The organism is Aeromonas sp. MR19, from assembly GCF_963899305.1.
Classification (GTDB): domain Bacteria; phylum Pseudomonadota; class Gammaproteobacteria; order Enterobacterales; family Aeromonadaceae; genus Aeromonas; species Aeromonas bestiarum.
Window position 1 is genome coordinate 1 of the sequence record NZ_CAWQWZ010000002.1, and the last position, 13,393, is coordinate 13,393.

The 13,393-nt window shown below is 60.9% G+C and carries 10 protein-coding genes; 5 read left to right on the plus strand and 5 right to left on the minus strand.

Features of this window, described 5'->3' with window-relative positions:
• Positions 1-520 precede the first annotated feature (520 nt).
• Positions 521-2,776, plus strand: a complete 2,256-nt coding sequence (locus AACQ95_RS00915; protein ID WP_241280266.1) for a M9 family metallopeptidase — start codon at positions 521-523, stop codon at positions 2,774-2,776.
• A gap of 30 nt (positions 2,777-2,806) precedes the next feature.
• Here AACQ95_RS00915 and AACQ95_RS00920 read toward each other — a convergent pair whose 3' ends face one another.
• Entirely contained in the window at positions 2,807-3,625 is an 819-nt protein-coding gene (locus AACQ95_RS00920; RefSeq protein ID WP_241280268.1) for an AraC family transcriptional regulator, read from the minus strand.
• 1,230 nt (positions 3,626-4,855) lie between these two features.
• On the minus strand, positions 4,856-5,800 hold the full coding sequence (dsdC, locus tag AACQ95_RS00925) for a DNA-binding transcriptional regulator DsdC (RefSeq protein WP_241280270.1): 945 nt from the start codon (positions 5,798-5,800) through the stop codon (positions 4,856-4,858).
• A 255-nt stretch (positions 5,801-6,055) separates the two neighbouring features.
• Here dsdC and dsdX point away from each other — a divergent pair, with 255 nt between their 5' ends.
• The 3 genes from dsdX (at position 6,056) to AACQ95_RS00940 (ending at position 9,259) form a co-directional block, all read left to right on the plus strand.
• Positions 6,056-7,393, plus strand: a complete 1,338-nt coding sequence (gene dsdX, locus AACQ95_RS00930) for a D-serine transporter DsdX (RefSeq protein WP_241280272.1) — start codon at positions 6,056-6,058, stop codon at positions 7,391-7,393.
• 17 nt (positions 7,394-7,410) lie between these two features.
• Positions 7,411-8,742: a D-serine ammonia-lyase gene (locus tag AACQ95_RS00935; protein ID WP_241280273.1), complete on the plus strand. Its 1,332-nt coding sequence runs from the start codon at positions 7,411-7,413 to the stop codon at positions 8,740-8,742.
• Positions 8,743-9,082: 340 nt separating this feature from the next.
• The gene (locus tag AACQ95_RS00940; protein ID WP_005328937.1) at positions 9,083-9,259 is read left to right on the plus strand and encodes a hypothetical protein; all 177 of its coding nucleotides are present in this window, start codon (positions 9,083-9,085) and stop codon (positions 9,257-9,259) included.
• 86 nt (positions 9,260-9,345) lie between these two features.
• On the opposite strand, the gene icd is transcribed toward AACQ95_RS00940, so the two are convergent.
• Together icd and AACQ95_RS00950 are read right to left on the minus strand one after the other, a co-directional pair.
• Positions 9,346-10,599: an NADP-dependent isocitrate dehydrogenase gene (gene icd, locus AACQ95_RS00945; RefSeq protein WP_241280274.1), complete on the minus strand. Its 1,254-nt coding sequence runs from the start codon at positions 10,597-10,599 to the stop codon at positions 9,346-9,348.
• A gap of 201 nt (positions 10,600-10,800) precedes the next feature.
• On the minus strand, positions 10,801-11,676 hold the full coding sequence (locus AACQ95_RS00950) for a helix-turn-helix transcriptional regulator (RefSeq protein WP_241280276.1): 876 nt from the start codon (positions 11,674-11,676) through the stop codon (positions 10,801-10,803).
• Between the two features lie 129 nt (positions 11,677-11,805).
• Between AACQ95_RS00950 and manA the strand changes: the two genes are divergently transcribed.
• Positions 11,806-13,005: a mannose-6-phosphate isomerase, class I gene (gene manA, locus AACQ95_RS00955; protein ID WP_241280277.1), complete on the plus strand. Its 1,200-nt coding sequence runs from the start codon at positions 11,806-11,808 to the stop codon at positions 13,003-13,005.
• 223 nt (positions 13,006-13,228) lie between these two features.
• Here the strand turns inward: manA and AACQ95_RS00960 are convergent, their stop codons facing one another.
• Positions 13,229-13,384: a hypothetical protein gene (locus AACQ95_RS00960; protein WP_167336119.1), complete on the minus strand. Its 156-nt coding sequence runs from the start codon at positions 13,382-13,384 to the stop codon at positions 13,229-13,231.
• Positions 13,385-13,393 lie beyond the last annotated feature (9 nt).

Consider the following 13,393-nt stretch of genomic DNA (forward strand, 5'->3'; position numbering starts at 1 on the left):
GCTCAGTCACCTGCTTGACGGCGGCCAGTTTAAATTCTTCCGTGTAACGTTGCTGCTTGCTCATAACACCTCCTGAATGACCTCAGTTTGAGGCTCTTGAGGTGTCTAGGAAAGTAGGGGCGATTCACAAACCGTATCGAGTCTCATCTTGTGGTGCAAAACGATGCATTGCCAGGCTGATGCATTGCCAGGCTAATGGTGCGCATCAAGTTGAACTGGGAGATAGGTTTGGTAGCTCTGTTATGAACAATGCCTGTCCATGCTATTTCCTGATGGTGAAGGGGCGCCCAAATCGTCCTGCATCTGCGGATCCCAATGAGGGGGTGCTACCTGCCCACACCAGATGGCGAAGGCATGCCCGGGCGAAGCGTTTTTGGCAAATTGCGCCGTCAAGGCGCAGGGATATGCCAATACGGGCGGGGGGACTCTCTGCCACATTAGGTGTCCCGGACCGGCGCAGGGAGGCGCCAGCAGCGTGACTACACCGGCACGGGCATCTACCCCAACCATGGAGAGTCCTATGCTTGCACTAAAACCCCTGGCGTGTCTGTTGTTGGCTGGCTGGGCCACCGCCCTGGCCGCTACCGAGGCCCCCGTCTCCCTGCCCTCGCCCGCCATGGTGCCGGCAGATCTGGCCGGCGCCGAGCACGGCCAGTCCCTCACAACCCTGCCGGCGCCGCGGCTGCACCGCCTGCTGCCGCCGCCCGCCGCCCCCGAGCTGGCGCAAGATCCCCACGTCCAGCGCGACCGGGAGCCCGACTGGCGCGCTCAGGCCCAGAGCCTGCTGGCCGAGGGGGGCGATTGTCGCGATCCGGCCGGCTTCCTCGACAAATCCGGTGCTGCACTGGCCGACTACCTGGAGGGCCTGCCCGAGGTGTCGTGCACCTATGGCCTCTTCTCTCTCACGGCGGACGACGGCGCCCGCATCTATGACACCGCCAACCTGCTGGCGGTGGCCGAACGGTTGCAGGCGCGCGCCGCCGACTATCAGGGCAGTGGCCGTGGCCTCGCCAATCTGGTGCTCTATCTGCGCGCCGGCTATTACAATGCCATCGCCCGCGATCTCTATCCGGAGCCACCGCTTACGGTACGCGACGCGATCCGGGTCGGCCTCGATCGGCTGCTGGACAACCCGGCCCTGTTCATCCCCAATCCGGACGCGGGCAGCACGATCGGGGAGAGCTTCACCCTGATGACCAATCTCCGTGATGAGGCCTATTACATGCCGCGCCTCAAGCCCCTCATCGCTCGCTTCACCAATCGAGACGGACAGCCGAATGCCGCCGATGCCCTCAAGCACTGGGAGGTGGGGTCAGGTTACACCGGCCTGCTGACCGTCCTGTTCATGTCCCATTACCGCGCTGAGGGGCGCGCCCTGGCCGAGCAAGACGGCAGCTACGCCGAGGCCCTGTTCGCCTTCGTGCAGGGCAACCAGGCCGCTCTGCTCGGCACCAGCTACGCCTACCAGCTCACCGACAGCCTGAACGAGGCCCTGCGCTACATGCAGTATCCGGCCCACTTCGCCGCGTCTCGGGCCAGGATCGAGCAGATCCTGGAAAAGAGCAGTCTGGATGGCCCCGGCGCCGATCTCTGGTTAGCGGCCGCCAGTGCCGTGAAATACTATGACAATGCCCGCTGCGCCGAGTACGGCACCTGTGACTTCGAGCAGCGGCTGGCCGACATAGTGCTGCCGATCCGCCACGAGTGCGGGTCGACCCTGCGCATCCGAGCCCAGGATATGACAGAGCAGCAACTGACCGAGAGTTGCGCCGCCTTGGCCAACGAGGAGCAATACTTCCACCGCATGCTGAAGACCCAGAACCGGCCACTGCCGGGCGACGTCAACGACGCGCTGGAGGTGGTGGTGTTCGACGACTACGCCAACTACAGCCGCTATGCTGGCGTCATCTACGGCATCGCCACCGACAACGGCGGCATGTATCTGGAAGGGGATCCCGACCAACCCGGCAACCAGGCGCGTTTCATCGCCCACGAGGCTTCCTGGCTACGCCCCCGGTTCTCGGTGTGGAACCTGGAGCACGAGTATGTGCACTATCTGGATGGCCGTTTCAACATGGCCGGCGACTTCGCCCGAGCCATCAGCCAGCCCACCGTCTGGTGGATAGAAGGTCTGGCCGAGTATCTGTCCCTTGGCAACGACAACGCCAAGGCGATCGAGGCGGCCCAGGCCGGCACCTATCCCCTGTCGACCATCTTCGGCAACACCTATGACATGAACGACTATGGGACCCGCGCCTACCGCTGGGGCTATATGGCGGTGCGCTACATGTTCGAACACCACAGGGACAGGGTGGACGATACCGTGACCAGATTTCGCGCCGACGACTATGACGGCTACTGGTCGACCATGCAGGATCTGGCCTATGACGACGACTTCGCCGCCTGGGTGCAGACGGCCACCACGGCCGGCCAGCCGCCCGAGCCGGACTGCGGCTATCCCGACGATCAGGTCATCGACGCGACCTGTGCCCGCACCGGTATCGCGTCGGACGACATCCGCTACTTCTACGTCTTCGTGCCCCAGGGAACGACGCGGCTGACGGTGCAGACCCGAGGTGGCAGTGGCGACGCCAACCTCTATGTCATGCACCAGGGCTGGCCGAACCGGGGCAGCTACGATCAGGGCTCGGCCAATGGCGGTAACGATGAGGCAGTCACCATCCAGGCCCCCGAGGGCGGCACCTACTACCACATAGCGGTGGACGCCGGTGCACCCTACCGGGATCTGAGCCTCAGTGTGGGGCTGGCTCAATAGGTGAGTACGACGCGCCGCACCGGCGGCGCGTCAATTCCCCCGGCGCAGCAACTGCCGGTACTGGCGTGGAGACAGGCCTGTCAGGGCTCGAAACTGCCGCGACAGGGCGCTCTGATCGCAAAAACCGCACCGCAATGCGATGTCGGCAATGGCCATATCGCTGCCCTTTAGCCAGTTGATCGCGATGTCGATGCGAGTCTTGGTGATGAACTGACCGGCGGAGAGCTGGAAGATCCGCCTCATGCGCCGCTCAAACTGGGCGACTGATACCCCGGCCCGTCTTGCCAGCGATTCAATGCGCAAGGGGGTGGGATAATGAGTCAGGATGTGATCGACCGCCTCGACGAAGCGATCGTCGATGAAGCCGGCCCGGCTCGGCTCGTGCAGATCGCGTGACATGCATACCAGGCCTACAATGGCGCCACCGGCATCGCGCAGCGGCTCCTTGTTGGTCAGGCACCAGCCGGGGCTGCGGTCGTTAAACAGGGTCAGATCGAGATTGTCCACTACGGGCTCACCGGTGCCAAACAGACGATCGTCCTGGGCCTGGTAGCGCGCTGCCATGTGGGGTGGGAAGATCTCGTGGGCCGTCTTGCCGATGGCATCATGCCGGCTCGCCAGGCCACAGCGCTCAGTACAGGCCTCGCTGATGCTCACATAGCGGCCAGCCCTGTCCTTGATGGAGAAGACAATGTCCGGAGCCCGATCGAACAGGGCCTCGAAGCACCGCGCGTCGGGCAGCGCCCGAAAAAACTGCTGCCGCCAGGAATCCAGATCGGCGCGCAGATGCCCCGGACTGGGGGGTTGGGGGGGCAGCCACGCCGCGAGGGCGCAGGGAATCTCTCTCATCATCAACTTCCTTGTTGGTGTGTCCGTACGAATCTCTTCCGCCAGTGTAGCAGCCTCCGGTATGGGCTGTTCTGCCCTGTGCCATATCCGGCTCGCACACTCAGTTGCCACCGTCGTCCACGCTCTGTGGCATAGCAATCCACCCTGCGGCCCGAACGGGCCCACCGAGTGGGCGACCACGCCGTCGCCTGACCCGGTTAGGTCAAGGGTCAGCGGCTAGGCTCCACCCAAGGGGCTCAACATCACGGGCTTGGCAGTAAGCGTCAGGCCAGTACCGATGGCAAACTGGTGACCGAGTCATTCAAGGATGACACCCGTAAGACCCTGCTCAAGGAGTGTTCTACCCTTGATGCCTTCACTAGACGCTGCTGGTAGGCCGTTGAGCGCAAGCAGGCCATCATGGATGAGCTGGCCCGGGCTGGGGTGCAGTGAGACGTCCTAAGCGCCGAAGTGGGCCGATAACGTCAAAAAACACATGCTTTGCTCAACAGCATATCTGTGGCCAAGTTACGACTATGAGTCGCTCCCCCAATTGGCCAGTATCAAGTCATCTCAATCGTGCGCATTCGTGATTGCTCCATGGTAGAACGAGTTCTGTATGACCATCACTGGCACAGCGCACTACAAACTGCACAAAAACGAAACGCAACAAGTGGCCCAGTATTGGATGCTTCAGGTGTGGCAAAAGTTAAAGAGGAGGCTTGGATAGTGCGCAATTGCGCAGCCCTGTGAAAAACGAAATACATCGGCGCGAAGAACAACACGCTGAGTATGAATCGTAGGATCCGGGTCATAGGGATTTGAACCCGCATCCCGAGAAGTGCGTCGCGATCGCTCGAAGTAGCCGGCAACCTGACTGGCTTTTTCGCGGGGTAGACAGGTACGCCTCAATGGCAAAATGTGTGGTGGCTTATTTGCCAGTAACACCTAAGCTCTTTTCACTAAAAAAATTATATATAATCAATAACATGAGTTATTTATTCAGACTCACCCAGCCACGTTTGGAAGGGGCCACTTCGCAAGAAGTGGCCTTTTTTATTTGTGTCCGGTTTCCATCCTATGTCGAACGATTGAGCCTTTACTGACGGTGTATTCGTCTAACTCGCTCGGATGTCAGACGAATTCCCCGCTCTCCGGCGCCGCTCCTACCGTCTGCACCGCTTTTTGCCGGGTATTCGCCCTCCATCCTGCACCCCAGACGGGGAATAACACGGTGCTTGGCCCTGCCGCTTATTGTGTCTCCCCTGCCTGGGCGCAGATCCAGTCGACAAAGGCCTGGATCTTGGGGCACTGACGGTTGGGCAAGGTCGCTATGTAGTAACGCTGCTCGCAGCGCACCTCCATGCCAGGGAAGGGGGCCACCAGCTCATTTCTGACCAGCCGCTTGCTCACCAGGTTCTTGCGGCCCATGGCGACCCCGGCGTGGTTCATGGCGGCTATGATGGCGAGATCGGAGCGATCGAACCCCATGTTCGACTGGCAGGCGTCGAGAGAGATGCCGCACTGGCGGGCCCAGCTGCTCCACTCGTCGCTGTCCGAGTCATGGCCCCAGGCCTGCCTGTCGTGCAGCAGACGACAGCGAGACAAGTGGTCTGGATTGTCCAGCAACCCATGCTGCTCGGCATATTCGGGGCTGCAAACCGGCACCATGTACTCATCCATCAGCGGGTGGATGGCGAGCCGCTCCGGGGTCTTGTCATCGAAATAGATAGTCAGGTCTATGCCATAGCCGTGCAGATTGATGTTCTCGTTGCCTGTCATGACGTTGAGATCGATCTGGGGATGCAGGCGAGAAAAATCCGCGAGTCTGGGCACCAGCCAGCACTGGGCGATGGAGGGGCGGGAGTAGACGGTCAGGGAACCGGACAGTTCCTGATGCCTGATCTCCAGGATTTCCTGGTTGATGAACTCCAGCGAGGACTTGAGCGCCCAGAAGACTCTTTGCCCCTCTGCGGTCAGCATCACCTTGCGGTGAAAGCGCTGAAACAGCTTGAAACCGAGCTCCTCTTCCAGCGCACTGATCCTGTGGCTCACCGCACTCGGGCTGAGCGCCAGCTCATCCGCCGCCAGGGCAAAGGAGCTGTGACGGGCCGCCGCCTCGAAGGTATGCAACTTGGAGAGCTGATAACCGTTCAGCAGTTTGTTTCTCGATACGTAGTTGTCTTCGGTATACATCTGGCACGCCTCTTCGCCCCAAAAAACGCACAGATGATAGCCAGAAAACCGGCCTTTGGATGCAACCAAACAACCCAAATCCCATCAAATCCCATCAAATCCCATCAAATCCCATCAAATCCGATAAATGTGATGGATGTGGCACCTTTGCATCAACACAGATCATCCAAGACGCCATTTTCATCATTTGTCAGCCGCCCGTCATTTTCATTCAATAGGCGCCTAATCATCACTCATGACACATAGAGGCGCAGTATGAATTCTGAAGTGTGGGTCGTCGGTACCTTGCTGACTAGCATCATTCTGATTGTCTTCACCATAGTGAAGGGCAAGGTGCATCCTTTCCTGGCTTTGCTGCTGGCGAGCTTCTATGTGGGCACCATGATGGGGATGAACCCGGTCAAGATGGTCAACGCCATGGAGGAAGGCATAGGCGGCACCCTGGGCTTTCTGGCCGCCGTCATCGGCCTTGGCACCATACTCGGCAAGATGATGGAGGTATCGGGCGCGGCAGAGCGCATAGGTCTCGCCCTGCAGAAATGCCGCTGGCTCTCGCCTCAGGTGATCATGGTGCTGGTCGGTCTGGTGTGCGGCATCACGTTGTTTGTCGAAGTGGGAGTCGTGCTGCTCATTCCGCTGGCCTTCTCCATCGCCCGCAAGACCAGGACCTCGCTGCTGACCCTGGCCATCCCGCTCTGCACCGCCCTGATGGCCGTGCACTGCATAGTGCCGCCCCACCCGGCCGCGCTCTACGTCACCAATCAGCTGGGTGCCGACATAGGTTCCGTCATCGTCTATGGCCTCGCGGTCGGGCTGTTTGCCTCCCTGGTGGGCGGCCCGCTGTTTCTGAAGCTGCTGGGCAAGCGGGTGCCGTTCAAGGAGGTGCCTGCCGCCTTTGCGAATATAGAGGCGCGCGACGAGGCAAGCCTTCCAACCTTGAGCGCTTCGCTGTTCACCGTGCTGCTGCCCATACTGCTGATGCTGGCCAAGACGGTGGCCGAGCTCAACATGGATCACGCAAGCGGTCTCTATACCCTGCTGGAGTTCATCGGCAACCCCATCACCGCCATGTTCATCGCCGCCTTCACCGCCTACTACGTGCTGGGGATCCGTCAGCGCATGAAGATGGAAGGGCTGCTGAACCAGACCGAGCAGTGCTTCTCCTCCATTGCCAACATATTGCTGATCATAGGGGCAGGCGGCGCCTTCAACGGCGTGCTCAAGGCGAGCGGCCTGGGGGACAGCCTGGCGACCATTCTCTCCCAGCTGGACATGCATCCCATACTGCTGGCCTGGCTGGTGGCCATAGTGCTGCATGCGGCCGTCGGCTCCGCCACCGTCGCCATGATGGGTGCCACCGCCATCGTCTCCCCCATCATGGTGCACTACCCGAACATCAGCCCCGAGATCATGACGCTGGCCATCGGCTCCGGCGCCATCGGTTGCACCATGGTGACCGACTCCCTGTTCTGGCTGGTCAAGCAGTATTGCGGCGCAACCCTGAACGAAACGCTCAAGTACTACACTACCGCCACCTTTGTCGCCTCCCTGATGGCGCTGGCCGGTACTTTCCTGCTCTCCTATATCGTGTAACAAGACCGAGACATCCCATGAAAAACATCGACGTCCAACAACTCATTACCCAATTCCCACTGGTGCAATCCCTGATCGCACTCGAGCCCGTGACCTGGTTCAACCCCAAGGCCAGCACGCTGGCGGTTGGCCTGCCCCATGTGGGGCTGGATGGCAGCGATGTGGCGGATGCCTCCGCCCGGCTTGCCCGCTTCGCCCCCTACATGTGCGACGCCTTCCCCGAGACCCGTGCCAGCAAGGGCATTCTGGAGTCCGAGATCGCCGCCATCCCGGCCATGCAGACAACGCTCAATGCGCGTTACGGCGTCGAGGTAACCGGCAAGTTGCTGCTGAAAAAAGACAGCCATCTGCCCATCTCCGGCTCCATCAAGGCGCGCGGCGGCATCTACGAGGTGCTGACCCATGCCGAACGGCTGGCGATCAAGGCAGGGTTGCTCCGCGAGGAAGATGACTATCGCAAGCTGTTCACGGACGAGTTTCGCCAGTTCTTCGGCCAGTACAGCATTGCCGTGGGCTCGACCGGCAACCTCGGCATGTCCATCGGCATCATGAGCGCCAAGCTCGGTTTCACCGTCACAGTCCACATGTCCGCCGATGCGCGGGAGTGGAAGAAGCGCAAGTTGCGTGAACACGGGGTCATAGTCGTGGAATACGCCGAAGATTACGGTGTCGCAGTGGAGCAAGGGCGCAAGGAGGCCGAGCGCGATCCCAACTGCTTCTTCATCGATGACGAGAACTCCCGCACCCTGTTCCTCGGCTACTCGGTAGCGGGCGAGCGGGTGAAAAAGCAGTTCGATGATATGGGCATCAAGGTGGATGCCGAGCACCCGCTGTTCGTCTATCTGCCTTGCGGTGTCGGCGGCGGCCCCGGCGGCGTGGCCTTTGGCCTGAAACTCGCGTTCGGGGATAACGTCCACTGCCTGTTTGCCGAACCCACCCACTCCCCCTGCATGCTGCTGGGGGTCCACACCGGCCTGCACGACGGGATAGCGGTGCAGGATCTGGGGATAGACAACCTCACCGCCGCCGACGGTCTGGCGGTGGGGCGCGCCTCCGGCTTCGTCGGCCGCGCCATGGAGCGACTGCTCGATGGCTTCTTCACCCTGAGCGATCAGGAGATGTATGACCTGCTGGGGCTGCTGGCACGGGATGAGCAGATCAAACTCGAACCCTCGGCGCTGGCCGGCATGCCGGGTCCGTGGCGGGTCAGTGCCGATGGAGAGTGGCAGGCATCGCGCGGTCTGACTGCCCAACACATGGCACAGAGCACCCACCTGGTATGGGCCACCGGCGGCGGCATGGTGCCCGCCGAGGAGATGGAAAAATACCTGGCCACCGCCAAAATTTGATCTTTTTTCACCCAATAAACCCGCCACCCTGGCGGGTTTTTCTCTTCATGGATCAGCAAGATGGCACACCCTTTGCCCTGAGCGTGAGCACCTCACCTCTCCTCCTTCGGCCGCCAATCCCCCCAAGTTGGTTATTTTGTGATAGGATAGGGACCGTTTTTTGACATCTGCGCCCCGTTAGCGCCGTTATCCGGCGAGATCGCTACCCAATCCGGCGATAACAACGAACAGAGGTGCGCAGGAAAACAGTGACCTGGTTGAGTCAGGTCTGGCAGCGGTCGAGAGGCTTGTCTGCCAAACGGGCAACCACCAAGGGCACCTTAGATAAGGAGATCGGGCAATGAAACAATATCAAAGCTGGCTGGGACAATATCTGATGAGTCGCCGCGATGGAGATCACGCCATGGCATCCGAGCTCGCCAACTCCATCTGCGAGTTCTGGCAGACGCAGGGCGATGAAGCCGAAAGCAGCAAGTGGCAACAGCTCTATCAACAGCACGTGGAAAAGACCACCTGATCACAGGTGCACCTTCAGGCCAGCGGCCTGTAACCCATAAAAAAACCGGCGCTCATGGCGCCGGTTTTGCATTTCAGTCTCACCGCTTACATCTGATCAACCATGTCCTGGGCGAACTGGGAGCAGGAGCGCAGGGTGGCGCCTTCCATCAGTCGCTCGAAGTCATAAGTCACGGTCTTGTTGGCGATGGCCGCTTCCATGCCCTTGATGATGAGATCGGCCGCCTCGGTCCAACCCATGTGGCGCAGCATCATCTCGGCGGAGAGGATCAGCGAACCCGGGTTGACCTTGTCCTGACCGGCGTACTTGGGCGCGGTGCCATGAGTCGCCTCGAACAGGGCCACGCCGTCACCTATGTTGGCACCGGGCGCGATACCGATGCCACCCACCTGGGCGGCCAGGGCGTCGGAGATGTAGTCACCGTTGAGGTTCATACAGGCGATGACGTCGTACTCGGCCGGACGCAGCAGTATCTGTTGCAGGAAGGCGTCGGCGATGACGTCCTTGACCACGATGGTCTTGCCGGTTTTCGGGTTCTTGAAGGAGCACCAGGGGCCGCCGTCGATGAGCTGGGCATCGTACTCTTTCTGGGCCAGGGCATAGCCCCAATCCTTGAAGGCACCCTCGGTGAACTTCATGATGTTGCCCTTGTGCACCAGGGTCACGGAGTCGCGATCGTTGTCGATGGCATACTCGATGGCGGCACGTACCAGACGCTCGGTACCGGCCTTGGACATGGGCTTGATGCCGATGCCGCAGGACTCGGGGAAGCGAATTTTCTTAACGCCCATCTCGTTTTGCAGGAAGGCGATGACCTTCTTGGCTTCGTCGCTGTCCGCCTTCCACTCGATACCGGCGTAGATGTCTTCGGCGTTCTCGCGGAAGATCACCATGTCGGTCAGGTCAGGACGCTTGACCGGGCTCGGGGTGCCTTCGTAGTAACGGACCGGGCGCAGGCAGATGTAGAGATCCAGCTCCTGACGCAGGGCCACGTTGAGGGAGCGAATACCGCCACCGACCGGGGTGGTCAGCGGGCCCTTGATGGCCACGCAGTATTCACGAATGAAATCCAGGGTTTCGGCCGGCAGCCAGGCACCTTCGCCATAGATATGAGTCGACTTCTCGCCGGTATAGATCTCCATCCAGGCGATCTTGCGCTCGCCTTTGTAGGCTTTCTCGACCGCGGCATTGACCACATTCAACATGGCCGGGGTCACGTCCACACCTATGCCATCCCCTTCAATAAACGGAATGATCGGATGGTTGGGAACCTGCAGCTTGCCGTTGGCATCGACTGTGATTTTCTGGCCCTGGGTCGGGATAACTACTTTGCTTTCCATCGGCATCTCCTAACTTCCGTTTGTTATCAATCTGTAAGTTGCGCGCGGCCATCTTAGCCCATTCGTTTTCATAATCAAATGGCGAGCACGCATGTCAGACCATAGTCGAGTACTGGATCACAATGCGTCCAGCCTGCCCGCCCCGGATCCACAGCGGCCCAGCCAACGCCTGACTCTCGCAGGTTCCAGCGGCATCCCTGCTTATCCCACCAGCCCCTCGCCCTGCCCCTGTGGCTGGCTCAGGGAGCGGTACTGTGAAGGGGTCAGCCCGGTCTTTTGCTTGAACACCCGGCAAAAATAGTTCACATCGCCGTAACCGCAGCGGCTCGCCACCTCTTCCAGCCGAAACCGGTACTTTTTCAGCATGAACTTGGCCCTGTCGATCCGCACCCAGCTGATGTAATCGGCCAGGCGCATGTGGCCCTGCTCGCGAAACAGGTGGGAGAGATGGCTGGCCGAGACGTTGAAGCGGTGGGCGATGGAGTCGCGGGTGATGGGGCGGTGAAAATTCTCCTGGATATAGATGCAGATCCCGTGAAACAGGTCCGCCCCTCTTGGCCGCTCGGCGGCGGACTCCGCCAGCAGCTGGCGCACGCTGGTGAGCAGCGCCTGCAGCAGGTGATTGTCGGTGGGGGAGCGAGCGGGATCCTCGGTCAGCACGTTGAGCGCCGCCAATATGTGTTCGTTCACATGGCCGGCCCGGGCCATGATGCTGTGCTTTTGCACGTCAAAGAAATCGGGGTCTTCCCGCCGCTTGCTCACCAGACTGAAGCCCAGCTGACGCTTGCCGAACAGCAGGCTCAACACCGAGCAGTCGGTGGTCCAGAGCGGCTTGTTCCAGCCGTTGGGGGGGATGTAGAGCGCCTGCCCCGGGGCGATGCAGATTTCCTGGCAGCCCTGCTCCCTGTCCCAGATCTGGTTGCGATACTCGCCGCTGAACACCAGCTCGAGGCGGGGAAAGTTGACCTGATAGCTGAAACCGGGCGGCACCCCCTGATCCTGGGCAAACCAGATCTGGTCGAAGGGGGCCTGCTCGTGGAGGGCGCCATCGAGCAACTGGCTGAAGACAAGAGACATGCTGATCCTGATCAAGAGAGAGGCAAGCGGTTGCGGTGCCCGCGACCGCCCATGTTATAGTCCGGTCCACGGCAGCAATGCCACCCTTTTCTGCACCCGATTTTCTGCACACCAAATGAGGCATCCCTTATGAGCAGTCGCGATCTGCCCTCTTTTTTGTCAATGCAAAATCCGATTCAAGGCTACGACTGGGGCAGCCATGACGCCCTCACCACCCTGTTCGGCATCCCCAATCCGGCGGGCAAGCCCCAGGCCGAACTGTGGATGGGTGCCCACCCCAATGGCTGCTCCGAGGTAGTGCTGGCCGGGCAGGCGCAAAAGCTCTCAACCCTGATAGAGAGCGCCCCCGCCGCCGTGCTGGGCGAGGCCACCCAGGCCCGTTTCGGCAGCCTGCCGTTCCTGTTCAAGGTGCTGTGCGCCGAGAAGGCCCTCTCCATTCAGGTGCACCCGAGCAAGGCGCAGGCCGAAGCGGGCTTTGCCAAAGAAGAGGCCGCCGGCATTTCGCCCAAGGCCGCCAATCGCAACTACAAGGATCCCAACCACAAGCCCGAGCTGGTGTTTGCCCTCACCCCCTATCAGGCGATGAACGGCTTTCGCGCCATCCCGGCCATCCTGGCGCTATTCGAGCGGGTCAAGCTGCCCGCCATCGCCGATCTGGTCGCGGCCCTTGCCGCCAACCAGCAGGAAGCGGGCCTGCAGCACTTCTTCCATCAGCTGCTGATTTTACAAGGGGCGCGCAAGGAAGACGCCCTGGCGGGCCTGCTGGCCTATGCCACCGCGCACCAGGATGAGGAGACTTTTGCGCTGATCACCAGTCTGGCCGCCCAGTACCCTGGGGATGTGGGACTCTTCTCGCCGCTGCTCTTGAACGTGGTGACCCTGCAACCGGGTCAGGCCATGTTCCTCGATGCCTGCACCCCCCACGCCTATGTGCGCGGCACCGGCCTCGAGATCATGGCCAACTCGGACAACGTGCTGCGCGCGGGTCTCACCCCCAAATACATAGACGTGGCCGAGCTGCTGGACTGCACCCGCTGCCTACCCAAGCCGGACGACCAGATCCTGCTGGCCCCCCGCGTAGAGGGTGCGGTGCAGCACTTCGACGTGCCGGTGCCGGACTTCACCTTCAGCGTCTATCCGGCGGGCGAGCATACGCTCACCACCGCCAGCGCCGAGATCCTGTTTGCCATCGATGGCACTGTGACGCTCAAGCAGGGCGACGAGACGCTGCGCCTCGAGAAGGGCCAGTCCGCCTTTGTCCCTGCCGCCACCGGCCACTACCAGCTGCTGGCCGAAGGCCGGGTCGCCCGCGCCGGCAACCGCTGCTAAGGCGTGAACCCGGCACGGGTTCAATGACCTAATAAACGAGCAAGGGCCATCACTGATGGCCCTTGTTGTTCCCTGGCTGCGCCTTCGTTCGTCAGTCTGCGCCGCATGACGCCTTCAAGGGCGCCATCGCCCGGCCAATAAAAATCCCCACCTCCCTTGCGGGCCGTGGGGGTTTTTATTATCTGCTTGACCGATGGCCATCACGATAGTGGCCGTCGGCGGGCTAGTGTTCTGCCGCTTCCGGCTGGGGCGCTTCTGAACGCTCCCGTTCCCGTTGCAGTTCATCGACCCTGGCTTGCCATTTGTCGTGGGCCTGTTTCTGGCCTTGTGACTCAAACTCCTGGCGCATGGTGTCGATCTCTTGGTCAAGTTTTTCCATCAGGATGTC

Bases quoted from the DNA above. Each gene is read 5' to 3' on its own strand.
- AACQ95_RS00950 (WP_241280276.1), bottom strand. From the start codon at position 11,676: ATGTCTCTTGTCTTCAGCCAGTTGCTCGATGGCGCCCTCCACGAGCAG.
- dsdC (WP_241280270.1), bottom strand. From the start codon at position 5,800: ATGTATACCGAAGACAACTACGTATCGAGAAACAAACTGCTGAACGGT.
- AACQ95_RS00915 (WP_241280266.1), top strand. From the start codon at position 521: ATGCTTGCACTAAAACCCCTGGCGTGTCTGTTGTTGGCTGGCTGGGCC.
- AACQ95_RS00935 (WP_241280273.1), top strand. From the start codon at position 7,411: ATGAAAAACATCGACGTCCAACAACTCATTACCCAATTCCCACTGGTG.
- icd (WP_241280274.1), bottom strand. From the start codon at position 10,599: ATGGAAAGCAAAGTAGTTATCCCGACCCAGGGCCAGAAAATCACAGTC.
- AACQ95_RS00940 (WP_005328937.1), top strand. From the start codon at position 9,083: ATGAAACAATATCAAAGCTGGCTGGGACAATATCTGATGAGTCGCCGC.
- AACQ95_RS00960 (WP_167336119.1), bottom strand. From the start codon at position 13,384: ATGGAAAAACTTGACCAAGAGATCGACACCATGCGCCAGGAGTTTGAG.
- AACQ95_RS00920 (WP_241280268.1), bottom strand. From the start codon at position 3,625: ATGAGAGAGATTCCCTGCGCCCTCGCGGCGTGGCTGCCCCCCCAACCC.
- dsdX (WP_241280272.1), top strand. From the start codon at position 6,056: ATGAATTCTGAAGTGTGGGTCGTCGGTACCTTGCTGACTAGCATCATT.
- manA (WP_241280277.1), top strand. From the start codon at position 11,806: ATGAGCAGTCGCGATCTGCCCTCTTTTTTGTCAATGCAAAATCCGATT.